General features: G+C 59.7%; 21 protein-coding genes. 17 read left to right on the top strand and 4 right to left on the bottom strand.

The window, feature by feature from the left end; genetic code table 11:
* Positions 1-122 precede the first annotated feature (122 nt).
* The 10 genes from ACL9RJ_RS14690 (at position 123) to ACL9RJ_RS14645 (ending at position 10,808) form a co-directional block, all read left to right on the top strand.
* Positions 123-878, top strand: coding sequence for a GntR family transcriptional regulator (locus tag ACL9RJ_RS14690; protein ID WP_017128898.1), 756 nt, complete (start codon positions 123-125; stop codon positions 876-878).
* A 407-nt stretch (positions 879-1,285) separates the two neighbouring features.
* Entirely contained in the window at positions 1,286-2,077 is a 792-nt protein-coding gene (locus ACL9RJ_RS14685; RefSeq protein ID WP_422765392.1) for a TonB family protein, read from the top strand.
* A gap of 31 nt (positions 2,078-2,108) precedes the next feature.
* Complete coding sequence (locus ACL9RJ_RS14680; protein ID WP_422765391.1) at positions 2,109-2,807, top strand: MotA/TolQ/ExbB proton channel family protein; 699 nt, start codon at positions 2,109-2,111, stop codon at positions 2,805-2,807.
* 1 nt (position 2,808) lies between these two features.
* Positions 2,809-3,210 carry an ExbD/TolR family protein gene (locus tag ACL9RJ_RS14675; RefSeq protein ID WP_422765390.1) on the top strand — a complete coding sequence of 134 codons (402 nt, stop codon included), beginning with the start codon at positions 2,809-2,811 and terminating at the stop codon, positions 3,208-3,210.
* Positions 3,207-4,193 carry a carbohydrate kinase family protein gene (locus ACL9RJ_RS14670; RefSeq protein WP_178963452.1) on the top strand — a complete coding sequence of 329 codons (987 nt, stop codon included), beginning with the start codon at positions 3,207-3,209 and terminating at the stop codon, positions 4,191-4,193. Before ACL9RJ_RS14675 ends, ACL9RJ_RS14670 begins: the two co-directional genes overlap by 4 nt.
* A gap of 16 nt (positions 4,194-4,209) precedes the next feature.
* Positions 4,210-4,899 carry a hypothetical protein gene (locus ACL9RJ_RS14665; RefSeq protein ID WP_017128903.1) on the top strand — a complete coding sequence of 230 codons (690 nt, stop codon included), beginning with the start codon at positions 4,210-4,212 and terminating at the stop codon, positions 4,897-4,899.
* A complete protein-coding gene (locus ACL9RJ_RS14660) occupies positions 4,896-6,269 on the top strand; it encodes an NCS2 family permease (RefSeq protein WP_146049237.1) in 1,374 nt (457 codons plus the stop codon). The genes ACL9RJ_RS14665 and ACL9RJ_RS14660 overlap by 4 nt, the downstream gene beginning before the upstream one ends.
* A gap of 133 nt (positions 6,270-6,402) precedes the next feature.
* Positions 6,403-8,574, top strand: a complete 2,172-nt coding sequence (locus ACL9RJ_RS14655) for a TonB-dependent siderophore receptor (protein WP_017128905.1) — start codon at positions 6,403-6,405, stop codon at positions 8,572-8,574.
* A complete protein-coding gene (locus ACL9RJ_RS14650) occupies positions 8,574-9,668 on the top strand; it encodes an esterase-like activity of phytase family protein (RefSeq protein ID WP_422765389.1) in 1,095 nt (364 codons plus the stop codon). The genes ACL9RJ_RS14655 and ACL9RJ_RS14650 overlap by 1 nt, the downstream gene beginning before the upstream one ends.
* 36 nt (positions 9,669-9,704) lie before the next feature.
* Positions 9,705-10,808 carry a nucleoside hydrolase gene (locus ACL9RJ_RS14645; protein WP_017128908.1) on the top strand — a complete coding sequence of 368 codons (1,104 nt, stop codon included), beginning with the start codon at positions 9,705-9,707 and terminating at the stop codon, positions 10,806-10,808.
* Positions 10,809-10,898: 90 nt separating this feature from the next.
* Here ACL9RJ_RS14645 and ACL9RJ_RS14640 read toward each other — a convergent pair whose 3' ends face one another.
* Positions 10,899-11,261, bottom strand: a complete 363-nt coding sequence (locus ACL9RJ_RS14640; protein ID WP_017128909.1) for a winged helix-turn-helix transcriptional regulator — start codon at positions 11,259-11,261, stop codon at positions 10,899-10,901.
* 113 nt (positions 11,262-11,374) lie between these two features.
* Between ACL9RJ_RS14640 and ACL9RJ_RS14635 the strand changes: the two genes are divergently transcribed.
* On the top strand, positions 11,375-12,109 hold the full coding sequence (locus ACL9RJ_RS14635) for an SDR family NAD(P)-dependent oxidoreductase (RefSeq protein ID WP_017128910.1): 735 nt from the start codon (positions 11,375-11,377) through the stop codon (positions 12,107-12,109).
* A 180-nt stretch (positions 12,110-12,289) separates the two neighbouring features.
* Here the strand turns inward: ACL9RJ_RS14635 and ACL9RJ_RS14630 are convergent, their stop codons facing one another.
* Positions 12,290-12,742, bottom strand: coding sequence for a winged helix-turn-helix transcriptional regulator (locus ACL9RJ_RS14630; RefSeq protein ID WP_042936887.1), 453 nt, complete (start codon positions 12,740-12,742; stop codon positions 12,290-12,292).
* Positions 12,743-12,925: 183 nt separating this feature from the next.
* On the opposite strand from ACL9RJ_RS14630, the gene ACL9RJ_RS14625 reads away from it, so the two are divergent.
* Positions 12,926-13,864: an SDR family oxidoreductase gene (locus tag ACL9RJ_RS14625; RefSeq protein WP_177119009.1), complete on the top strand. Its 939-nt coding sequence runs from the start codon at positions 12,926-12,928 to the stop codon at positions 13,862-13,864.
* 27 nt (positions 13,865-13,891) lie between these two features.
* Entirely contained in the window at positions 13,892-14,512 is a 621-nt protein-coding gene (locus ACL9RJ_RS14620; protein WP_177086320.1) for an NADPH-dependent F420 reductase, read from the top strand.
* 428 nt (positions 14,513-14,940) lie between these two features.
* Here the strand turns inward: ACL9RJ_RS14620 and ACL9RJ_RS14615 are convergent, their stop codons facing one another.
* Complete coding sequence (locus ACL9RJ_RS14615) at positions 14,941-16,035, bottom strand: extracellular solute-binding protein (RefSeq protein ID WP_017128914.1); 1,095 nt, start codon at positions 16,033-16,035, stop codon at positions 14,941-14,943.
* 114 nt (positions 16,036-16,149) lie between these two features.
* Positions 16,150-17,037 (bottom strand): LysR substrate-binding domain-containing protein, encoded by an 888-nt coding sequence (locus ACL9RJ_RS14610; protein ID WP_177086317.1) that lies wholly within the window; start codon positions 17,035-17,037, stop codon positions 16,150-16,152.
* A gap of 112 nt (positions 17,038-17,149) precedes the next feature.
* On the opposite strand from ACL9RJ_RS14610, the gene ACL9RJ_RS14605 reads away from it, so the two are divergent.
* From ACL9RJ_RS14605 to gabT, 4 genes are all read left to right on the top strand, one after another.
* Positions 17,150-18,496: an NAD(P)/FAD-dependent oxidoreductase gene (locus ACL9RJ_RS14605; protein WP_422765388.1), complete on the top strand. Its 1,347-nt coding sequence runs from the start codon at positions 17,150-17,152 to the stop codon at positions 18,494-18,496.
* A 47-nt stretch (positions 18,497-18,543) separates the two neighbouring features.
* On the top strand, positions 18,544-20,097 hold the full coding sequence (locus tag ACL9RJ_RS14600) for an aldehyde dehydrogenase family protein (protein WP_017128917.1): 1,554 nt from the start codon (positions 18,544-18,546) through the stop codon (positions 20,095-20,097).
* Positions 20,094-21,473 (top strand): flavin monoamine oxidase family protein, encoded by a 1,380-nt coding sequence (locus ACL9RJ_RS14595; RefSeq protein ID WP_017128918.1) that lies wholly within the window; start codon positions 20,094-20,096, stop codon positions 21,471-21,473. Before ACL9RJ_RS14600 ends, ACL9RJ_RS14595 begins: the two co-directional genes overlap by 4 nt.
* 184 nt (positions 21,474-21,657) lie before the next feature.
* Complete coding sequence (gene gabT / locus ACL9RJ_RS14590) at positions 21,658-22,944, top strand: 4-aminobutyrate--2-oxoglutarate transaminase (RefSeq protein ID WP_042936734.1); 1,287 nt, start codon at positions 21,658-21,660, stop codon at positions 22,942-22,944.
* Positions 22,945-22,961: the final 17 nt, after the last annotated feature.

Below are 22,961 nucleotides of genomic sequence, written 5' to 3'. Positions count from 1 at the left end.
CACAGCTAGCGCGTTCAGCCATCGCGAGTTGCCTAATAGGGAAAAATTGGATTAACTGGTATGTACCAATTCGGTAGATATAACATGCTGTGTCCCCCAACAGTCATTACGGAAGAGTTAACTTGCCCCTTACGGATCCCATCCCGAGCAACGAGGTCGCAGTACCTCTCTACAAGCAACTGGCCGAGACCCTGCGCCAGCAGATCGAGTCGGGAGAACTGAATGATCAGGAGCCACTGGCGCCGGAGCGTGAGCTTGCCCTGCATTACAAGGTAAGCCGGGACACGGTGCGCAAGGCGATTCGTTTGCTGGATGAAGAGGGGATGATCTACAGCGATCATGGCCGGGGGACGTTCATTACCTCGGCGCCCTTGCGGAACATGGCCAAGGCCATTGGCAGTTTTACCCTCGACACCTTGAAGCGTGGCGGTGTGCCTGGGCAGAAAGTGCTGGTCTTCGAGAAGGTGACTGCGGGTATGGCGATTGGCAGTGTCCTTAATATCAAACCCGATACTGTCCTGCATCATGTCAAGCGCGTGCGTCTGATCGACGGCGAGCCTATTGGTATCCAGGATTCCTGGCTGTGTCTGCCCAAGGGCCTGGGGTTTACCCGTGAACAGCTTGAGCGCAAGGGCTCGCTGTATCGTTTGCTGGTCGAGGAGCTGCAGATACAGCCGAGTCTCGCACTGGAGAGTATCGGTTCGATACTGGCCTCGGAGCAGGACGTCGAATTGCTGAACCTGGACAAGGGCGCGCCGCTGCTGCTGTGCGAGCGCGTCACCATGTCTGAAAGGCGGGTGCCCATCGAGTATTGCGAAATGCGCTACGGGCCCTCCTATCGCTACAAAAACAAGGTGACGCAGTGGGGCGGCAACTGAGCCGCCAGCAACCGCACCCTGCCATCAACTTCCCTCAAGGTACGAACCAATGCGCCAGCCACGGGCGCATTGCACGGCAGTTCTGCCGCCTCTTCATCTCCCTGAAATTTCATAAAAACGCAGATTGCCTGGGCAAAAAGCGGGCATGGGTCGTTCGCGTTGCACCGATTTGTTTCTTTTTTCTTTTATAGGTACGTACCTCTATAAGAAAATAACGTTCATGAAAGGGCTTTTGTAGCCGCAATGTCACATTGCATCGGCATATTTCGCATATTCGCCTTGCGACAATAAAGGTACGTACCAATTGGTATGATCGTTGCCTTTGTTCAACAAGGTGCCCGGTGCTCTGTTCGTGTTCGACGAGCATTCGGTTCGTTCGATGTGAACATGGAGACAGGCATTTGCCCATGGCCAACCACTCTGCAAGCCTCGTCCTGGACGATGAAGCTTTTTTCCCCGCGCATGGCGACGAGGCTGCTGCTGTGCCGTTTCGACTGACCGTACTGGACGTACCGGCAAGCGGCTTGCTGCTACGGACGATCATCCTGATGGCGCTGCTTTCCATCGTCGTTCACTGCGCGTTGTTGTGGTGGGGCTATCAGTCCGAAGAGCGCATCACTCCGGCCCAACCTCAAGAGATGTCCATCGAATTTGCCGCTGAGGCCGTGCCAGCACCTGCGCCGCCTCCCGAGCCGGCGCCAGAGCCGGTCGAGCAGCCGGTGCAGTCACCTGCTCCAGAAGACACCGAGGCAGTGGCAACACCTCCCAGACCGGAGCCAGTGAAAGTACAGCCAGCCAGGCCCAAACCCCTGCCAGCGACGAAACATGTCGAACCGACGCAGCCTTCCACGCTTTCCGCGGCTCCCGGCACAGCGCCAGCTGCGAACCCGGCGCCCGCACCGGCGCCCGTAAAGGAAACCGCCGCTGTCTCTGGCCTTGCGGGCCTTGGCAATCCGGCACCGGCTTATCCGCAGATGGCCCTGCGCCGCTTATGGGAAGGGCGGGTGGAGTTGCGTATCAGCGTCACCGCGGAAGGCCGCGCGGCTTCGGTAAGTGTTACTCGCTCCAGCGGTCATGAGTTGTTGGACAGCGCAGCCGTCGAAACGGTGCGTACCTGGAAGTTTTTGCCGGCAAAGCGGGGGGATACGCCAGTTTCCGGAACAGCGACCCAAGTCATCGACTTCAAGTTGCCCAAGTGATCCTGAACCTTTCATTCAAGAGGAAACCTACATGCTCGACTCATTGACTCCGCTGATCGTCCCCGCCGCTCTGTGGGTGTTGATCGCATTTTCCGTTGTCACCTGGGCGCTGTTGATGATCAAGGTGGTGCAGTTCGGCAGGCAGAAAAGTGAAAGCCGGCACTTTCTAAAGGCGTTCTGGGCGTCGCCTGATCTGTCTTCCGCGGTCAAGCAGGCCAGCCAGCTACCTGGCGGTCTGGCGCGTATCGTCGCCTCTGGTGTCGACGCAATGAACCTGGAGGAAAATTCGCGAAGCGCACTGGCGCAGTCCATCGATCGTTCCGAGCGCGTCGAAAGGCATTTGAAGCAGCAGATTCAGAAAGAGCGTCGGCACCTCGAGGCCGGGCTTGCGGTGCTTGCCAGTATTGGCAGCACCTCGCCCTTCATTGGCCTGTTCGGGACGGTGTGGGGAATCATGAATGCCTTGCAGGTCATCGGTCAGACCGGTTCCGCAAGTCTTGAGACGGTCGCCGGGCCCATCGGCCACGCTTTGCTGGCAACCGGAGTGGGCATCGCGGTCGCTGTGCCGGCGGTGCTTATCTACAACTTCTTCCTGCGTCGTCTGAAGCTGTCCATCGCTTACATGGACGACTTCGCCTATGACTTCTACAGCCTGGCCCAGCGCAGTGTGTTCACCATCAGCCAGCAGCCGATTGTGCAGAATGCAAGAATCTTCAAGGAGGCGAGCTGAAATGGCCTTCTCGACCCAGGACAGCGACGAAGTGCTCAGCGAGATGAATGTCACGCCGTTGGTGGACGTCATGCTCGTGCTATTGGTGGTGTTCATGGTCACTGCACCGCTGATGACCAACTCCATCAAGGTTTCCTTGCCCAGGACCGATGCCGTGGCGCCTTTGCAGCAGAAGGACCCGGTGACGGTAAGTGTCGACCGCGACGGCAGGCTGTTCCTCGACAAGAACGAGATCGAGGCCGGGCTGTTGGAGGCGCAGCTGGCAACGATCAAGTCTACCGACAGTGAAACCCGCGTGCGTTTGCAGGCCGATACCGCGGTGAACTATGGCGTAGTGGCCAAGGCCATGGCCTCCATCGAGCGCGCGGGTATCACCCGGGTTGCCGTGGTGACCGCACGATGAGCGGCGACATGATCAGGCCCGGCCCTTTGTTTGCCCAACGCTCGGATCGGTCATCGGACCTTTTCACGCTGGGGGATCCCTGTGTCGATATCTACTTTGCGACCCATCAGGTTCCCGTGGCTGGTGAAAAGCGGTTGGGGCGGATGCTCGGTTGCTTCGCAGGCGGCACTGAGTCGAATGTGGCCTGTGCGGCCAGCCGCCTCGGGCTGACGGTAAGCGTCTGCGGTCGAGTGGGGGATGACGTTTACGCCGCCATGCTGCTGGCCGAGTTTTCCCGTTTTGGTGTGAGTACCGCACAGGTGACGCGCACGCCTGGGGCGACCAGTGCTTCGGCGCTGATAATGGTCCCACCTGATGGAGAGAAGGCCCTCGTCTACAGCCCCATGACCGTGCCACCGGCCCCGGTCGCTGACAGGCTCGGGCTGCTTGAACAGAGCCGGGCATTCTACAGTGCGCCTTATGATCTTCCGCGCTTTCTGCTCCAGGCCGAGGCGGCTCAGGGATTCGGCACCGACGTGATCATCGATATCGAAGCGGCGATGGCCCCTGATACCGAGACGTTCCATACGCTGCTCGGCGGTGCGGATGTGGTGTTCATGAACCGCGACAGCTTCAGTGAACTGACCGGGCTGCAACCTTCCATTGAGGCACTACAGGGGTTGCTTCACTGCGGGCCGCGCCTGCTGATCGTGACACTGGGTGTCGAGGGTGCGATGGCCGTCAGCCGTACTGAAAGCTGCTGGCACGCGGGCTTCCCGCAAGTCGCCGTGGACAGCACCGGTGCAGGCGACTGTTTTGCCGGGGCGTTTCTTGCCTGTGCGCTGCGGGGCGGCACGTTGGCCGAGTCGATGAGTTTTGCCTGTGCGGCAGCGTGTTTCGCCGTGCGGGATTTCGGCGCGCGCAGCGGTTATCCCCGACGCGCCGATGTCGAGAGTCGATTGCGTTCGGCCGACCTTCAACAATTTCCAGCAAGCGTGCGCTGACCGATACGGACTACTTATGAGCAATTCTGGATTTCTGGCTCCGGCCTTCATCACTTTCACCGGCGTTGACAGCGACGCGTTGATTCCCGGCATGCGTGCGCTATCGGAGCAGTATCCGATCGAATGGGGTGTGCTGATCGACCCGGCGCGACTCGACAACAGGCTGTTTCCGGATGCCGAGACCGTCGATCGCATACGGTGCAGCGGTTTGCGTCTGTCGGCTCACATCTGTGGCGTACCGGCGGCACTGATCGCCAGCGGCGGCGAGCCGGATCTGAATCTGGATGGGTTTTCCCGGCTACAGATCAATCATGGTTTCAGTGGCAGTAACGGCCAGCAGATCGAGCACTGTATGCGTTTCGCTTCCCGCCACGGCATGCGGGCGGCCCTGCAATGTCAGGCCGCGTTCCCCGAGGTGTCCGGCGTCGACTGGCTTTACGATGTTTCATTTGGCACAGGCATGCAGCCGGAGCAGTGGATCGCGCTCAAGGGGGATATTCCGTTCTGCGGCTATTCCGGCGGCCTCAATCCGCAGAATGTACGCAGCGTGCTGCAACAGCTCGACCTGGGTTGCGGCAGCGCCTACTGGATCGACATGGAGTCAGGCGTGCGCAGCCATGGCCGTTTCGACCTGGCCAAGTGTGAGGACGTATGCCGCGCGGTGTATGGGCCGCTGGCGGTTGAACTGCCCAAGGTGGCGATGTGAATCGCGGGCCTGCCAGCATTGCAGCCGCTGCACCGCGTCCTGAGGCGTGGCGCAGGTATTTCCGTCTGGCGGAGCATGGCAGCACGGTGCGGCGCGAGCTGTTGGCGGGCCTGACCACTTTTACCACCATGGCCTACATTATCGTGCTCAATCCGGCCATTCTGGCGCCTACCGGTATCGCCCAGGCGGACCTGCTCTGGGCGACAGTGATCGCGACAGTGGCCGGCACGCTGCTGATGGGCCTGTGGGCCAACCTGCCCATCGGTCTGGCGCCAGGGATGGGCAGTAATGTCGTGTTCGCCCAGGTGCTGGTGAGCAAGATGGGCGTGTCCTGGCAGATCGGTCTGGCCATGGTGTTCTGCAATGGCCTGCTGTTTTTCCTGCTGTCCATGAGTCGCTGGCGCCAACGCATCATCGAAGGCTTTCCTGAACCGATAAAACGGGGCATCGGCTTGTCCATTGGCGGTTTTATCGCCTGGCTTGGCTTGAGTAATTGTGGGGTCATATACAACTTGCCAGGCGGCGGGATGACCATCGGGCCTCTTGGTCAGCCGGCGCAATTACTGGCGTTGGCAGGATTGCTGCTGACGCCTGCGTTGCTGACCCTGCGCGTACCCTGTGCACTGCTGTTGGGAATGGTCGCAGTCAGTGTGGCCGGCCTGTTCGTGCCCGGTAGTGACGGCGCGCCTTTGACCGCCACGCCACAAGCTGTTTTCGCGCTGCCGCCGTTCAATCCGCAGATGCTCTTTGCCTTCGATTTGCACGGCTTCTTTACGCACTTTTCAGTGCTTTTGCCGGTGACCCTGTATTTCCTTGTTTCTGAGTTCTTTTCCGGCACCGCTACCTTATTCGCCGTTACCCGGCGGGCCAATCTGCAAGCGCCGGGGCTGGATATTCCCAATGCCCGTGCCGCCTTTTCCAGTGATGCGCTAAGCAGCGTGATCGGCGCCGTCGTGGGGACTACCACGGTGACTGCCTACGTGGAGTCGGTCGCCGGTGTGGAGGCCGGAGGGCGCACGGGGCTGACGGCCCTGGTGGTGGCGGGGCTGTTTGTCGTATCGATTCTGTTCTGGCCATTGATCCATTGCGTCCCGGCACAGGCGAGTGCCGTCGCCTTGGTGGTGGTGGGTTTTTTGATGCTCAGATCCATGGGCGATCTGGACTTCACGCAGGCAGAAAGTGCAATTCCCCCGGTGTTGATGTTGTTGGTAACCCTGGTCACGACGGACCTGATGGCAGGTATGGCCATCGGCTGTTTTATCTACACGCTGATCGTGCTGGCGCGGGGGCAGTGGGCTCGATTGACGGCGATTCTGATCGGACTGGACGGCGTGTTCGCCTTTTATCTGTGGGTGAAAGAGGCGCTCTGAGCGTGCTGTAGACGTTTTTTTGCAACCGGCTTTATTCATGATGGCGGCAAATCCTGATTTTGCTGTTACGGGTTCCTGCGCCTCGTGAAAAGCCACAACCACTTATTTGTCGGTATTTGTTGGGAGACAGGACATGGCTTATCAGGCAGGCAAATCGAAGCGGGTGTTGTATTGTGCGGGCGCTCTCTGTGCCGGACTGGGCGGTTTCGCGCTGACACCTCTTGCTCAGGCAGCCAGTGAGCTGGCCAGTGGCGAGACGGTGGTGCTGCCGGAGGTTCAGGTCTCGGCGTCATCGCCCGGTACGGACGCCCCGGTGAAGTCGCTGCGGCGGGTGACCGCCAACGGCGCGCTTGGCAGCACGGCGGAGATCGACACGCCTTTCTCGTTGAAGACAGTCGACGCCAGGGATATTCGCGAACGACAGGCGTCGAGCATCGACGAAGTGCTGGCAGGGGACAGCTCGGTGCGTCAAACCGCCGGTGCTGTCGTCGGCGTCGTCTCCTACGTGTCCGTGCGCGGCCTGCTGCTGGATCAGGTCAACGGTTATAAGGTCGACGGGCTGAGCTACATCAACCGCGCGGAACTCCCCCTGGAAATGGTTGACCAGGTGCAGGTGCTCAAGGGGTTGTCGGGTTTCATGTACGGTTTTGGTTCACCGGGCGGCGTGGTCAATTACCAGCTCAAACGTCCGACCGACAACCCTGTGCTCGACTTCGGCGCGCGCTACAAGTCCGATGGCGTGTTCTCGGAGAGCGTCGATAACGGCGGCCGCTTTGGGCCCGAGCAGCGTTTCGGCTACCGTGTCAATGCCGTGCAAGAAGGCGGTGATACTTATGTCGATGGCGGTCATGTGCGCCGTGATTCCGGGGGGCTGGCGCTGGATGCGCGTCTGACCGACAGCTTCACCTGGGACTTCGATGCGTTGCAATCGACACGTCTGGCCAAGGGTGTCTACTACGGTATTTTCCCGGGTGCCGGTGTAAGTATCCCCCATACCATCCCAGGCGATAGCAAACTCGCCGAAGACGGTTCGTATTTCCGCACGCGGACGTCCCTGGCAACCACCGGCTTCAAGTGGGAGCTGTCGCCTGAATGGACGGCCAATGTGCATTACCGCTATGGCGAGCAATACACCGGCTGGCGCGAAGGCAGCCTGAACCTGCTCAATAATAACGGCAGCTATCGCATCGCCCAGTCGGCGCAACTGGAAACCTTTACCTCCGACCAGCTGCAGGCCTCCCTGGAAGGCAGTTTCCAAACCGGGCCGTTCTATCACAAGCTGGTGGTCGGGGCGTCGTCCCTGGACATTCTGCAGCGCCGCGACGCCAATGCGGCAAGTGCGACTATCAACGGTGGCAACCTGTACGACCCGGTTGATCTGTCCGGTTACTCCATCAGTACCGCAGGGCACAATCGTCATCGATTCCTCAATATCGATGAGGACGCCGCCTTTGTCGCTGACACCATCGACCTGACCGAGCAATGGTCGATTATCGCCGGCTGGCGCTACACCGATTTCCAGCAAAAAAACTACGACCGCAACACTGGCGTACAACTGGCCGGGGCGGCGGGTGACTATCAGGAGAAAAAGGTCACGCCGACTTACGCCCTGATGTATCGCCCGTGGAAAGACACCACGATCTACACCAGCTATGTGGAGTCCCTGGAGAAGGGCGGCGTGGCCAGTATCAGCAACTCCAACTACGGCGAAGTGTTTGCGCCCATCGAGAGCAAGCAGTACGAATTGGGGATCAAGACCCAGGGGCAGGGTTGGAACACCACGGCGGCGCTGTTTCAGATCGACCGAGGGGCACAGTACACCGACAGCACCAACGCGTTCCGTCAGCAAGGCAATGTCCGTTACAAGGGAGCCGAACTGGGCGGTGAGGTCAGCCTGGCCAGCGAGTGGACGCTCTCTGCCAACGCCCTGTGGCTTGATTCGAAATACCACGCAGTGCCTGGCCTCGAAGGCCACAATGCGGCGGGCGTGTCGGATTTCCAGGCTGCCAGTCGTATTCGCTATGCCCCCGGTGCCTTGCAGGGTTGGGCATTCAGTCTGGGAGCCAATTACTACTCGAGCTATGACTTCAATGCGGCCAATACTCTCAAGGTCGATGGCTACACTTTGTTCGACGTCGGCGCCCAGTACCAGACCAGGCTGTTCGGCAAGAGAACCACCCTCAATGCCGTGGTCAATAACCTGACCAATGAGCAGTACTGGGTGACCTACAGTTCCTCCTCGCCGAGCCTGATGCAGGGCGCGCCGCGCAATGTGGCGCTGAGCTTGAGTGTGGAAACCTTCTGATGCGCGCCCGATCGGTGTTTGTAGCGTTATTGCTTGGGGGCGCTCAACTGTTCGCGCTCCCTGTGCACGCGGTGTCGGCCCCGGAAATCATCGATCTGGTTGACTTGCCCGCTGGCCTGCGCGTAGGTGGTACCGTAGTGGGCGGACTTTCTGGCCTGGACTATGACCCTGGGCAGGACCGCTGGTATTTCATTACCGATGAGCATTCTCTCGATGGCGTCGGCCGCCTTTACAGCGGCTCATTGAAAAGGCACGGCAGGCGCCATGACCTGAAGCTGAATGCGACCTGGCCGTTAAGCGACTGCAAAGGCCAGAACTATGTACCGCTAAGCCAGAACGGACCAGTTTCTGACGGTGAGGCTGTGCGCGTGGACCCGCAAGGCGGGCTGCTGTGGTCCTCGGAAGGCTATTACAAGCGTGGCATCGGCCCATCGATCAGTTTCTCCGACAAGCGCGGCAGATGTACGGCCGAACTCTCGTTGCCGAGGCCTCTGCAACGAGATCCGACAGGCCGCAGCGGCCCGCGCAGCAACAAATCATTCGAAGGGCTGACGTTCGATCCGGGGGGCCAGTCGTTCTGGGTGTCGGTCGAAGATGCACTGCTGCAGGACGGTCCACTGTCGAGCCTGCAGCAGGGCGGCCTGACCCGTCTGTCACGGCTGGATCGCCAGGGCAATCTCCTGCAACAGTTTGCCTATCGTCTCGACCCGATCCAGGCACCGGGCGTGGGTGGGATTGCCGACAACGGCATCAGCGAAATCCTCCTGGATGGTTCCAGCGACATGTTGGTGCTGGAGCGTTCCGGGGCGAAGAACAAAGCGGGCGCGTTCGATTTTCGCTGTCGGCTGTACCGGGTCTCGCTGGAGGGTGGTACGGATATCTCGAACATCGGCCGCCTGGCCGAGGCGCAGGTCAAGCCGCTGAGCAAGACACTGGTGTTCGACTTCGGTCGACAACTGTCACTCAGGCCCTATAACTTCGAAGGCATGGCCTGGGGGCCGCGCTTGCCGGATGGGCGGCGGTTGCTGGTGATGGTGTCCGACAATGGTTTCGAGACGGTCAATACCAAACTGCTGTTGCTAGCCGTGCCCTGAGTTGCGGAGATAGCCAGCGTGTATGAGGAACGGGTCATGATGATTCAACGCAACGGGCTACGTAGATTTCACACCCTGGCATTGCTGCTGACGTTATCACTCTTCGGTGCGATGACTGATGCCGCCACTGCCAAGCGCAGGATCATCGTCGATCAGGATGCCTGGGGGCCTGCCGGCTCCAATCTCAAGTCCCTGCTGATGCTGCTTTATGCGCCGGATGTCGAAGTACTGGGTTTTACCGTGTCCAGTGGTGATGGCTGGCGCGATGAGAATGTCGCCAGCCTGTTGCGTCTGTTGGAGGTGGTCGGGCGCACGGACGTGCCGGTGTATCCGGGTGCCGTATTTCCATTGGTGAACAGCGAGGTTCGCACCCGCCGCTGGGAAGCCCTCTATGGGCCGCTGGTCTACAAGGGCGCATGGAGCACGGGTGTGGCGGGCAAGCACCCGCAAACCCCGTTCGAGATTCCCGCTTTTGCCCAGGGCTTGCCCCACGCCCAGCCGGCCGCCCAGAGTGCTGCGCAGTTCATGGTAGACATGGTGCGCAGATATCCTGGCGAAGTGACAATCTGGTCTGGCGGGCCGCTGACCAATGTGGCACTGGCTGCGCGACTAGACCCACAGTTCGCCGCCCAGGCCAGGGAACTGGTATTCATGGGAGGCAGTTTTTTGCCCGAGCCTGCGAACAACACCTTCGCCGACGAATACCGGCAGACACCCCGCCAGGAGTTCAATATGCGTTTTGATCCGGAGGCGGCATCCCTGGTCCTGCACGAACCCTGGCGGCGGATTACCCAGATCCCGGTGGATCCTTCCACGCGCACCCTGTGGAGCAAGGATGACGACGAAGAAATTGCCCGCACCGGATCCGAACTTGGCCAATACCTGAAAAAGTACGACCAGTCGCTACCCATGTGGGATGAAATTGCCGCCGGGGTTTGGCTGGATCCTTCATTGATCCGGCACCGAATGACGGTACTGGTCGATATCGATACCAGTTTTACTGCGGGCTACGGCAACACGCTGTCCTGGCCACAAGGCAAGGGGCCAGGTTTGGGCGAACGTGCTGTGGAGGTGATCACTGACGTCGATGTACCGGGCCTGATGGGGCAGGTGAAGACACTATTGAAGGCCGTCCGTTGATCTGGCAAACGCCTGGTCAGTTGCGATGTCCGCCTACCGCCCCCCAAGAATGCGCGGCGTCATCCGACTCAGCAGTTCTTCAGTATTCTGCTAGGACAAAGCGTCGCGCTTGGCGAAGATACTTGCCATTTGCGCCGCGTTCTCGGTTCCCCAGGTGCACAGCGGCACAATCGCTTCAGCCAGGCTGCGACCGAGCGAGGTCAGCGCGTAGTCCACGCGAGGTGGCACTTCCTTGTAGTCGGTCCGCATCAGGACTTGATCGGCTTCCAGATCCTTCAATTGCTGGATCAGCACCTTGTCGCTGACGCTCGGGATCAGACGCTTGAGCTCGCCGTAGCGCTTCGGGCCGTTGCGCAGGAAAAACAAGACCAGCGGTTTCCACTTGCCGGAGATGATGCGCAGCGTGGCGTTGAGCCCGCAACCGGTGTCACAGATTTCAGAAGTCGCCGTCATTTTTTTGATACTTACCAAAAGGTGCATACTTGTCCTTAGGTTATCAGCGCTGCATCCTTGTCTCAAGCAAGAAATTCCCTGCTTGGTTGCAACTCCAACTAAGGATGCACGACATGAACCGACTGAATGGAAAGACCGCTGTCATTACCGGTGGCGCTACCGGCATCGGCCGCGCCGCCGCAAAACGCTTCATCGAGGAGGGCGCCTTCGTCTTCATCTTCGGCCGTCGGCAGGAAGCGCTCGATGCCGCTGTAGCCGAGCTCGGGCCCAATGCCCGCGCAGTGAAGGGCTCTGTCTCCGATCAGGCCGACCTCGACCGACTTTACGCGACGGTGAAAGCTGAGCGCGGAACTCTCGATATTCTCTTCGCCAATGCCGGAGCGGGAAGCCAGCTTGCGCTCGGCAAGATCACCGCCGAGCACATTGACGAAACCTTCGACACCAATGTGAAGGGGACGATTTTCACCGTCCAGAAAGCGCTGCCGCTGATGGGGCAGGGTGGTTCGATCATCCTGACCGGGTCGAGCGCCGGCACCACGGGCGCCCCGGGAATGAGCGCCTACAGCGCGAGCAAGGCGGCCGTGCGCAACCTTGCGCGGACCTGGGCGGAGGACTTGAAGGGCACTGGCATCCGGGTAAACGTACTGTCGCCCGGGGCGACGGCGACCGAACTCGCGAAGGAGGCGCTGGGCGAGGAGGGCCAGAAGGTCTACGCCGCGATGACCCCGCTTCAGCGCATGGCTGATCCGACGGAGATCGGGGCCGTGGCCGCCTTTCTCGCGTCGCCGGACAGCAGCTTCATGACTGCCAGCGAAGTCGCCGTTGACGGCGGTCTTGCGCAACTCTGACGCCCCAGGCCCAGGCGCTCCCATCGATTGTTCGGCGCGTCGTAGGACCCGGTAAACCCAGGGAGACACCATTCAATGTTGCCCTGGCTGCGTTGATGCAGAAGCTTGTCCTCCCCCAAGCGTCCTGCCGGGGGTGGCATCTGGTTTGTGCGCCGTGACAGGGCGCGTTTGCCGTCTTGTTCATCCCCCGCTCTCAGGAAAGATGCACCCGCCATTGCGCACCAGTTCCTTCACTTCCTCACTCACCTGCACGGGGTTTTGACTTAATCGAGCAATAAACGCCTCGCGGTGTCGCACGTACGACTTCGGATCATGCTTCGCGCTCCAGAGCACAATGCTGATCACAACTGGAATGAGGTCCAGGCCCTTCTCGGTCAACGTGTAAAAGTCCTTGCGCTTGTCATCGGGGCTAGGCGCCTTCGACAGAACACCTTGCTCCTCAAGAAAGGCCAGTCGGGAAGCAAGAACGTTGGTCGCGATTCTCTCTTCCGATTTCAGGAAGTCGCCATACGTCTTCTTTCCAACAAAAACGATGTCGCGAATGATCAGGAGCGACCATCGGTCGCCGAAAATCTCCACGCCGTAGTTCACCGCGCAGTGGGATCGAAAGTCTTCTTTCAAGGTTGTCTTCATGACGGCGATCTTAGCATTGCTTGCATGGCGCAAGTAAAATTCAATAGATTACTTGCTTTTTGCAAGTGATAAGCCCAGCATGGATCGTGTGTTGAATGAGTTCGTCGGGTCGCACCCGCAGCCTTGGCTGAGCGTTCCCGTATCGGCCTTTCTTGCATCCCATCACGCATTCGGAGCCATAACATGCATGTTTTAGTCACCGGCGGAACCGGCCATATCGGCTCGTACATCATTCCCGAGCTCATCGCCGCCGGCCACGAGGTCACCGGCCTGGCCCGGTCCGACAAGTCCGCGGCTGCACTGATCGCACTCGGCGCCAAGGTGCGTCGCGGGGATATTTCCGACCTCGACGGTCTCAAGGCTGCGGCGGCGGAGGCCGACGGCGTTATTCACGTTGCGCACCGGCAAGACCTGCTCCCCATTGGCGGGATCGATGCCGTGGCCGCTGCGGAACTCCAGATCATGCTCGCGTACGGCGAGGTGCTGGCTGGAAGCGGCAAGCCGCTGGTCGTGTCGGGGAGCATTGGCGGGCCCGGGTGGGAAAAGCTGGGCCGACCCGCCACCGAGCAAGACCCGTCGCTTCCCGGCGGCGATGCGTACAAGGGGACGTTGCGGGTTCGCAACATCGTCGAAACTACCGTGATCGGCCTCGCGGAGCGGGGCGTGCGGTCGTCGATCGTGCGCATTCCTACGATTGCGCACAGCACCACCGACGTCGCCTTCCTTCCGTTATTGATCGGGCTGGCGAAGGAAAAGGGCGTCATCGGTTACCCGGGAGAAGGCGCGAACCTGTGGCCGGCCGTGCACGCCCGTGACCTCGCCATCTTATTCCGCCTGGCGCTGGAGAAGGGGGAGGCTGGCAAATATTGGCATGGGGTCGAGAGTGAGGGCATCCGCTTCCGCGAGATCGCCGAGGCCATTGGCAGCCGTCTGGGCGTGCCGGCCGTGAGCATTCCCGCGGACGTACTGATGCTGCCGGGATACTTCGGGTTCCTCGCGAATCTGGTCACCCTGGACCTCCCGGCGTCCAACCTGATCACCCGCCAGACCCTCGGCTGGGAGCCTGCTCAACCCGGCCTGCTCGAGGACCTGGACAACGGCCACTACTTCCCTGCCCGCTGAGTACTCCCATTCACGAGGAAACTACACATGAACACTATCAGCATCATTGGCTCAGGAGGCATGGCCGCGGCGATCGCCGGTCGTACCGCCAAGGCGGGATACACGGTTGAGGTGGTCAGCCGCGACGCCGCCAAGGCGCAGGCGCTGGCCGCCAAGCTCGCAGCCGGAGCGATCACAGGGACGTACGGAGCCACTCCGGCCGGCGACATCGTCATCCTCGCCGTGCCGTACACCGTTGCGGCGTCGGTGGTGGCCGATTACGGGGACGCGCTCGATGGCAAGGTGATCATCGACATCACCAACACGGTCTCCCCGGACCTCACGCGTCTCGTCTCTCCCGCCGGTAGTTCCGGTGCGCAGGAGATCGCCAGGATCGTCCCCGCCAGCGCGCATGTCGTGAAGGCATTCAACACCCTTTTCGGTCACGTCCTTGCCAAGCGGGGACGCCTCGACACGTTCATCGCCGCCGACGACCCGGAGGCCAAGGCGCGCGTCTCGACGTTCATCGAGAGTCTTGGGCTGCGCCCGTTGGATGTCGGCGGCCTGCACATGGCCCAGACACTCGAGGCGCTCGGCCTGATGATGATCGGCCTGGCGAAAAACGGTGCCGGCACTTGGGATATCGCCTTGAACGTCGACATCGGCTGAAACGTCGACACCCGTCCTCGGATCGATGCTCGACACCTTGAAGCGAGACGATATTCTCCTGGGTGATGCCTACTACACCACCTATTTTCTGGCACACCATCTGATCCGGATGATCACGGCGCAACCAGCGGCATTTCGTTTGGTTAAGTAACGAGGCTGTCCCATCCCGGGCGGGTGGGCCGAACGACTTATAAATCCCACTGCCTGCCCAGGGTGTTGAGTTTTACCTGGATATTCCCGCCAGCTTGCTGGTTTCTGGGATAGCTCAATTTCGAGATTATTTGAAATTATCAATGCCTCATCTAGATCGCTGTTTCTTAGGCAGAACATCAAGTTTATTGATGTTCTGCTTATTTCTGCGTCCCTTTGGAGATGTTTTTAAAAGCAGGAGCTATAAGCGAAAAATACCCGGGCAAATCATGCCGGCACTATTTACTGTAGAGGCGCCGCCAGTATTGAGTCATCACGCGTACGCTCTTCAAGTCCAGTGGAGCGAAGGTGTAGAAGCTGCGGATCTCTTCTTCATCCGGTGCGTAGCGCCCGTCTTTTATCGTTCGGTTCTCTTGCTGGGCTTCCTGCACAGAACTTGGATAGCTGTTGTACTCGGTGATGACCTTTGCAACGGTCGGGTCCAGCAGGTTGTTGATCCAGGCGTAGGCCTCTTCCTTGTTTTGCGCATCTTTGGGTATGCCCATCATGGTGAACCAGATAGGGGTCTGACCTTTGGGCGTGATGTAGCGGATATCCAGATTGAGCTTGTTATCTCGAATGATACGGTTGATCACCCCCGCATCGCCGCTCCACGCCATGGCGACACAGATGTCCTCTCGGGTGATCTGGTCGCGATAGGTCGAGTTGATCTGTTTGATGTCGGGCCACACTTTCCTGAGCTGCTCGTAAGCGGCCTTGTAGTCCTCTGGGTTCGTACTGTTGGGATCGCGGCCGAGGTAGGCGAGTGTCAGGGAGAATACGTCTTGAGGCGAATCTAGAAAGGAGATGCCGCACTTGGCCAGTTTCTGGGTAACTGCCGGATTGAATAGCAGGTCATAACTGTTCAGGTCGGCGTTCTCGCCCAGGATGGCTTTGACCTTTGGCACATTGACCAGCATGCCATCGGTGCCCCATAGGAAAGGCACGCCGTATTGATTGCCTTGGTCATGCGTCTGAATTTTCTTCAGAAGTTGAGCGTCAAGATGAGTCCTGTTGGGGATCTTTGACCAGTCCAAGGGCGCATACGCACCCGCCTGGATCTGCTTCACCATGTTTGATGAGGACGGGTAGACGACATCGTAGCCGGAGTGGCCGGTCAGCAATTTGCTTTCCAGGGTGTCATCGCTGTCCTGGATGTCGTAGTGCAACCGAATGTTGTTCTTTGCCGAGAAGTCGGACTGGACCGTTTGCGGAATGAGCTCGGACCAATTGAGTACGTGAAGCTGGCGTTCCTGAGCGCCAGTGCTGAACATCAGAAACGTCAACGCTGTAGCGAGGGTGGCACGCAGCAGGTGGCTTTTTTTATTTTTCATCGTGTGAGCTCTCGGTTTTCGATATGAACAGAGCCTTGAGGGGTACCTCAAAACACTAGAGAGCCGCCTGGGCACGCGCAACACACAATTTTCAGAGTACGGTGTTAAGAAAAGTTATATCGAAAGGTTTTTGAGCTTTTCCAGAAGCCAAAGTCGGAAAGCCTTGGCCTCAGGTTTGAGACCGCCGGGCGGACTCAGCAGCAGGTACCCCTCAAGGCGCGCTTCGTGCCCGATCGGACGAACCAGCAGGCCCTTTTCCAGTTCATCCATCACCAGTAGCGAGTTGGTCAGGCCCACGCCTGCCCCCGAAAGAGCCAGATCAATGACCTGGTCTGCGCTGACGTAAGACATCTCGCTGCTTAATCTGGCTTTGACTCCCTGGCTATGAAACCAGTGCCTCCACCAGTACCCGTCGTCCTCGTGTAGTAGCGTCAAATTCAACAAGTCTTTGGGGACCTGCAAGGGAGGACACTGGGCCAGGAAGTCGGGAGCGCACACCGGGAAAATGGCTGGCTGACAGAGCAGTTCAGTGGCGCCCTCGAAGTCTTCGGGATCGCCAAAGGCAATCCCCAGGTCGGTACGTTCCGCCGAGATTTGGCGAAACGAAGCGTTGGGTTCCAACGCGATACGAATACCCGGGTGGAGTGCCCGAAACTCTGGCAGTTGGTGACGCAACCATTGTCCGGCAAGACCGGGTACTACCAGCAGGCGTAACCAGCGTTGCTCGCGACGAGAGGTGAACTCATAGGAAACGTCGGCTATTTGAGTCAATGCCGAACTGACCTGTTCGAAATAGCGCCATCCGTCGGCGGTCAGCAGAACACCGCGAGGCGTTCGCTTGAACAGCGACGTGCCCAAGTACTCCTCCAGGGCTTTCACATGACGTCCGATGGCTGGTTGTGTCACATGCAGCTCATTGGCGGCTGAAACGTAGCTGCCCAGGCGAGCGGCTGCTTCGAACGCACGAACAGCGTTCAGAGGAGGAAGTCGGTGGTTCGACATGCTTGTCCAGGTGTTAGTTTTTTTAACACCCTACCACAGAAAACGCAGGTTGTTCGGGTGGGCGACCGATTCCATCCTGTCCGCAACTTGAGCTGTTGCTGACTGGAATCCGATGAGCCCGACGATCTTTCACCCGAGTTTATACGACCGCCAACACTTTCATGCCAGCTACTGGGGCGCCATGACCCCGAGGATGGCGTTCACCCCACTGACCGGTGACACAGAGGTCGAGGTGGCGATTATCGGGGGCGGGTTGGCAGGCCTGTCCACCGCCTTTCATCTGGCCCGCGATCATCACATCGAGGCGCTGGTGCTGGAGGCCGGTGACATCGGCTGGGGGGCGAGCGGCCGCAATGCGGGCTTCAACACCCTTCCTGCCAGCAAGCTGTCTGTCCAGCAGATATTTCGACGTTGGCCAGAGCCTGACGCACGCGCGTTCTTCGACTCACAACGTGAAGGACAGGAACTGGTCTACTCGTTGGCAAAAGAGGAGGGGTTTGATCTTCAGCGTTGCGGTAACGGCAACTTTACAGTGGCCCATTCTCCGGGTGCCTTCAGAGAGCTGATCGAGCAGTTGCCATGGCTGAGGATGGCTGCAATTCCTTGCCGAATCCTCACCCGTGATGAGTTCTCTGTCATCGGGCACGACGGCCCTGAACAGTTTGGCGCCTTGCATGTGGAAACAGGAGGGGGTCTGAACCCTCTTGCTTTCACGCAGGGGCTTGCGCAGAGCGCGCGTCGGCACGGCGCACGAATTTGTGCCAACACGCCCATGGTGAGTTGGGAAAAACAGGGGGGGCTGCACCTCTTGCGTACACCCCATGGGGTCGTGCGTGCCCGGCAGGTGGTGTTGGCCACCAATGGCTATCGCGACGGCCCTGAGCCCAAGAGCATCGCGCGACGCGTGCTTCCCGCCATTTCCAATATTCTGGTGAGCGCCCCTCTTTCGGCCCGGCAATGGGAGAGCATCGGTCTGTCTGACCGATCGCCGATGATCGATACACGCATGCTGGTGACCTACTACCGTCGTCTGCCAGATGACCGGCTTCTGCTGGGCGCGCGCAGCGATACATGGGGCGATCCGCTACATGACAACGCCATGCGCGATAGGTTGCTGAGCTTATTGGCCCGCAAGTTCCCAGACAGCGGAGTGTTGGGTGTCGATTACTTCTGGCGTGGACTGTTGACGCTGACACGCAAGTTCACCCCGACGTGGGGGCGTTCCCTTGAGGACGCGTCGGTGCTGTTCAACCTGGGTTGCTTCGGCTCAGGGATCAATACGATGCCATGGATGGGACGCACGCTCGCACGGGCCATTGCCGGCGTGCCGCTGAGTGCGATGGAGGACTGCAAGGTCTACCGCCAATTGCCAGGACAACTCCCCAAAAGCCCCTGGTTGCAACGTGGCGGACTGCGCCTGGCCTATTTCCATTATGCCCTTCAAGACTGTCTCAAATGAGCCCGGTCACGATAGGCACCTTTCATCATTACAAAGAGAGAGTCTGTATGACGGCAACTGCCCAATTGATGCGTGAGCGGTCGGCGCAGCATTTCATCAATGGCGATTATCAGGCTGGCCGCGGCTGCGTCAGCACCATCATCAATCCGGCGACCGAGCAGCCTGTGGGTGACTACGCCGAGGCGACGGCCGAAGAGATGGAGCAGGCCATCGCCCTGGCCAATCAGGTGCAGAAAGTCTGGTGGGCACTCAGTGCGTTGGAGCGTGCGGAGGCCTTGCACCAGGTGGCGGACAACTTGTACACGCTCAGCGCTACGGTTGGCGAATGCCTGACACGAGAAATGGGCAAGCCCTACCGCGAGGCTGAATGGGAAGTCCGTGCCTGCGCTTCAGCGCTGCGTTACTACGCCGAACTGGCACGCCAGGAGCAAGGACGTGTTGCAGGGCCGGCCATCGCCGGGCAGTTGCACATGAGTCTGAAGGAGCCGCTGGGCACCGTGGTTTCCATCGTTCCCTACAACTTTCCCGTCCTGCTCATGGGGTGGCAGGCCGCTGCCGCGTTGGCTGCCGGCAACGCCATCATTGTCAAGCCATCCGAGCAGACCTCGCTCACGCAGCTCTTGCTGATGCCAGCGTTCGCACCTCTGCCCAGAGGCTTGATTCAGGTGCTGACCGGTGGGGCTGAGGTGGGGCGCCACTTGGTGGCGCATCCGCATACTCATGGCATTGCCTTTACTGGCAGCGTCAGCGCAGGTCAGGCGGTGGCACAAAGCGCGGCCTTGCGATTCAAACCCACGCTCATCGAAGCCAGTGGCAATGACCCGTTTATCGTGATGCCTTCTGCTTGTGTGGAGACGGTGGCGCGCGCAGCCGCGTATGCGGCATTTCTCAATTGCGGACAGGTGTGCACCTCCGCCGAGCGCTTTTATGTTCACGAGCAGGTGTACGAGTCTTTCGTCCAGGCGTTGAGTGCCGAGGCCCGCAAGTTGAGAATTGGAAATGGTCTGGAGCATGTGGACATCGGGCCGCTTGCGTCAGAGCGAGAGCTCAATCGAGTAGAACGGCTCGTGGCCCAGGCCCTCGAGCAGGGCGCGCGATTGGTCTGCGGTGGGAAAAGGCCAGGCCATTTGCACCGGGGGTGGTTCTTCGAACCCACTGTGCTTGAGGTCAGGCATGACATGGACATCATGCATGGTGAGTGTTTTGGCCCGATCGCACCGATTTGCAAAGTTCGCAGTCTCGACGAGGCGATCGTGTTGGCCAATGATTCCGAGATGGGGTTGGGGGCCAGTATTTATACCGAGAACCTGGCAGAGGCCATGCGTGCGATCAACGAGATCGAATCCGGTATCGTCTGGGTCAATACCCCGCTCAATGACAACGACTGTGTACCGTTTGGTGGCCGGAAAATGACCGGCACTGGACGTGAATTGGGCGTTGAGGGGCTTGAGCAGTTCCGCCGCTCAAAAATGGTGATGATTGCACCTCGTGCGGTCGATGATCCTGAATGGTTTCCCTATCCGCAGGCTGATGCGTTTCCTGTCACGACCACCCGTGTCAGTGCTTCGGCCATCCTGGGTGCTGGAGAACTCGGCCAATGAATCGCCGTACGTTGCTCAAGCAGGCTGGCGTTGTCACGATGGTGGCGGCTTCGGCTGGGGTAGGTGGCGCCTTCGCTGGGCCGGCGCGCAAAAAAGTCATCATTGTCGGCGCGGGCGTATCGGGTCTGGCAGCAGCCAGCCAACTCGCGGCTCGAGGGTATCAGGTCACGGTATTGGAGGGGCGCGAGCGCTTGGGCGGGCGCACCTGGACCAGCGCCGTCTGGCCTGACGCGCCTGTGGATCTGGGGGCGAGCTGGATTCATGGCGTCGATGGGAATCCACTGACCACGCTCGCGCACCAGGCCGGTATCGATCTGGTGTCAACCAGCTACGACAGTACCCTTGACTACGACGTTGATGGCAAGCCTGTTGGCCCGGCACGCCAGCAACGCCTTGAACAGCTCAGGAAGGCCTATGAGCAGGCCCTGCGCAAAGCCCAGCGACAGCCCCAGGACCACTCGGTACGCGCCAGCGTTGAAGATCAGCTTGACTGGGGTGGGCTGTCGGAGCCGGACAAGGAGCTCCTCGGTTTCATCACCAACAGTGCCGCAGAGCAGGAGTATGCCGGCAGTCGAGAAGAACTGTCGACGCACTGGTTCGACAGTATGGGGGGCTATCCGGGTGAGGACGCGGTGCCTGTCGGGGGGTATCGGAAACTGGTCGACTATCTGGCTCGTGGCCTCGATATACGCCTGGGACACATCGTCTCCAGCATCACCCAGGACGCCTCCGGTGTCGTTATCGTGACGTCGAAAGGCACACTGGAGGCCGACAAGGTGATCATCACTGTGCCACTGGGTGTCTTGAAGCAAAGAGCCATTGAGTTCAGACCCGCACTGCCCGAAAAAAAGCTTCAGGCGATTGCCAGACTTGGAATGGGGCACTTCAACAAGTGCTACTTGCGCTTCCCCCGTCAGTTCTGGCCGGCAGAGGATTGGCTGGAGTTCATTCCCTCGCAGGCGCAGCACGGTCAGTGGAGCCAATGGCTGAACCTGGCGCGCCTCACGGGACAGCCGGTGCTGCTGGCGTTCAATGCGGGTGAGTTCGGCGGCGCCATTGAGCACTGGAGTGATCAGCAGATGGTGATCGCTGCGATGACGCGTCTGCGGCAGGTTTTTGGTGCGAACACACCTGATCCAATCGCTTATCAGGTGACGCGCTGGAGTCAGGACCCTTTCAGTTACGGTGCCTACTCGTTCAATCGATTGGGAACGGCGGCTCACACCCGCGACGATCTGGCTGCTCCCATCGCCGGTCGCTTGTTCTTCGCCGGCGAGGCAACCCACCGAGAGATGTTCGCGACGGTGCATGGCGCCTTGTTATCCGGCAGGCGCGCGGCTCAGGAGGTCGAAAAGGGTTTTGCGGCTCAGGGGTAAGTCCAGCGCCTTTATGCCGCAGGGTCAACGACGGGCGCGGCCTGTCGTTGTCCGTGGCAGGGCTGACCGTGGTTTGCTGTATGAAAGATAGGATTTCCAGACGGCCCTCTACTATTTTTCATCCATGGTTAGCCCGATGGGTGCGATCTAGCATTCAAACATCTTCACACAAGGTGTTCTGAGCATGTCTTCCTTCCAAGCAAGTCCTCTCGCAGCGATGCGTGCCAAACATGTTTCCAACGGTGTGGCCGTTGCTCATCCCATCACGGTCAGTCGAGCCGCGGGCGCCTATATCTGGGACGACCATGGCAACAAGTATCTGGATTTCGTTGGTGGCATTGGCGTTCTGAACGTCGGTCACAACCACCCCAGGGTGGTGGAGGCCGTACGCAAGCAGTTGGAAAGCTACTCCCACGTGTGCTTCCAGGTAGCGGCCTATGAGCCATACGTGGCGCTGGCTGAGAAACTGAACGCGTTGGTATCGCCCGAGGCGTCATTCAAGTCGGTCTTTTTCACCACCGGTGCCGAGGCTGTCGAGAACGCGGTCAAGATCGCTCGAAGCCATACGGGGCGTCCGGGGGTGATTGCTTTCCGTGGCGGGTTCCATGGTCGTACGTTGCTGGGGATGACACTGACCGGTATGAGTCAACCTTACCGGCAAACCTTCGGGCCCTTTGCGCCGGACGTTTATCACACGCCTTATCCAAACCCTTATCGCGGCGTGAGCAGCGAGCAGGCACTGGCAGCCTTGCAGGAAGTCTTCGACACACAGATCGCGGCTGATCGCGTCGCTGCGATCATTATTGAACCGGTCCAGGGAGATGGCGGTTTTGTCGCGGCCCCTGTCGAGTTCATGCAGGCACTGCGCCGTCTGACTCATGAGCGCGGCATCGTGCTGATCTGCGATGAGATCCAGACCGGGTTTGGTCGTACGGGGAAGATGTTCGGCTTCCAGCACTCCGGTATCAAGCCAGACCTGGTCACTGTGGCCAAGAGCCTCGCCGGCGGCCTTCCTCTTTCGGGGGTGGTTGGACGCGCCGAATTGATGGACTCGCCCAAGCCCGGTGGCCTCGGAGGGACCTATGGGGGCAACCCGCTGGGTTGCGCCGCCGCTTTGGCCGTGCTCGACATCTTCGAGAGTGAGCAACTCGTTGCCCGCAGCCAAGCCATTGGCGAGCAGTTGGGGGATGGTTTGCGAGCGCTGCAGCAACGCTTCTCGAGCATCGGTGAGGTGCGCGCCACCGGTGCGATGTGCGCGGTCGAGTTGGTGACGGACCTTGTGAGCAAGGAGCCTGATGCTGGTCTGGCGCAGCGAGTGATCGATGCGGCACGTGAACAGGGCCTTTTGCTCATCAAGTGCGGCGTCTATCGCAATGTCGTGCGTTTTCTGTGCCCGTTGGTGATCTCCGAATCGGATGTCACTCAAGCCCTGGTGAATTTTGAGGCCGCCCTGCAAGTCAGCGGTGCCTGAACCCTTGGCGGGGGGAT

This window comes from Pseudomonas sp. Mn2068 (assembly GCF_049319725.1).
GTDB classification, from domain to species: Bacteria; Pseudomonadota; Gammaproteobacteria; order Pseudomonadales; family Pseudomonadaceae; genus Aquipseudomonas; species Aquipseudomonas gingeri.
Note: the sequence above shows the minus strand (reverse complement) of the source record. Positions and strands in the feature narration are given on the sequence as shown.

What these genes read in the sequence shown, in the direction of transcription:
- ACL9RJ_RS14685 (WP_422765392.1), top strand. Translation starts at nt 1,286, where the DNA reads ATGGCCAACCACTCTGCAAGCCTCGTCCTGGACGATGAAGCTTTTTTC.
- ACL9RJ_RS14680 (WP_422765391.1), top strand. Translation starts at nt 2,109, where the DNA reads ATGCTCGACTCATTGACTCCGCTGATCGTCCCCGCCGCTCTGTGGGTG.
- ACL9RJ_RS14675 (WP_422765390.1), top strand. Translation starts at nt 2,809, where the DNA reads ATGGCCTTCTCGACCCAGGACAGCGACGAAGTGCTCAGCGAGATGAAT.
- ACL9RJ_RS14670 (WP_178963452.1), top strand. Translation starts at nt 3,207, where the DNA reads ATGAGCGGCGACATGATCAGGCCCGGCCCTTTGTTTGCCCAACGCTCG.
- ACL9RJ_RS14665 (WP_017128903.1), top strand. Translation starts at nt 4,210, where the DNA reads ATGAGCAATTCTGGATTTCTGGCTCCGGCCTTCATCACTTTCACCGGC.
- ACL9RJ_RS14655 (WP_017128905.1), top strand. Translation starts at nt 6,403, where the DNA reads ATGGCTTATCAGGCAGGCAAATCGAAGCGGGTGTTGTATTGTGCGGGC.
- ACL9RJ_RS14650 (WP_422765389.1), top strand. Translation starts at nt 8,574, where the DNA reads ATGCGCGCCCGATCGGTGTTTGTAGCGTTATTGCTTGGGGGCGCTCAA.
- ACL9RJ_RS14645 (WP_017128908.1), top strand. Translation starts at nt 9,705, where the DNA reads ATGATGATTCAACGCAACGGGCTACGTAGATTTCACACCCTGGCATTG.
- ACL9RJ_RS14640 (WP_017128909.1), bottom strand. Translation starts at nt 11,261, where the DNA reads ATGACGGCGACTTCTGAAATCTGTGACACCGGTTGCGGGCTCAACGCC.
- ACL9RJ_RS14635 (WP_017128910.1), top strand. Translation starts at nt 11,375, where the DNA reads ATGAACCGACTGAATGGAAAGACCGCTGTCATTACCGGTGGCGCTACC.
- ACL9RJ_RS14630 (WP_042936887.1), bottom strand. Translation starts at nt 12,742, where the DNA reads ATGAAGACAACCTTGAAAGAAGACTTTCGATCCCACTGCGCGGTGAAC.
- ACL9RJ_RS14625 (WP_177119009.1), top strand. Translation starts at nt 12,926, where the DNA reads ATGCATGTTTTAGTCACCGGCGGAACCGGCCATATCGGCTCGTACATC.
- ACL9RJ_RS14620 (WP_177086320.1), top strand. Translation starts at nt 13,892, where the DNA reads ATGAACACTATCAGCATCATTGGCTCAGGAGGCATGGCCGCGGCGATC.
- ACL9RJ_RS14615 (WP_017128914.1), bottom strand. Translation starts at nt 16,035, where the DNA reads ATGAAAAATAAAAAAAGCCACCTGCTGCGTGCCACCCTCGCTACAGCG.
- ACL9RJ_RS14610 (WP_177086317.1), bottom strand. Translation starts at nt 17,037, where the DNA reads ATGTCGAACCACCGACTTCCTCCTCTGAACGCTGTTCGTGCGTTCGAA.
- ACL9RJ_RS14605 (WP_422765388.1), top strand. Translation starts at nt 17,150, where the DNA reads ATGAGCCCGACGATCTTTCACCCGAGTTTATACGACCGCCAACACTTT.
- ACL9RJ_RS14600 (WP_017128917.1), top strand. Translation starts at nt 18,544, where the DNA reads ATGACGGCAACTGCCCAATTGATGCGTGAGCGGTCGGCGCAGCATTTC.
- ACL9RJ_RS14595 (WP_017128918.1), top strand. Translation starts at nt 20,094, where the DNA reads ATGAATCGCCGTACGTTGCTCAAGCAGGCTGGCGTTGTCACGATGGTG.
- gabT (WP_042936734.1), top strand. Translation starts at nt 21,658, where the DNA reads ATGTCTTCCTTCCAAGCAAGTCCTCTCGCAGCGATGCGTGCCAAACAT.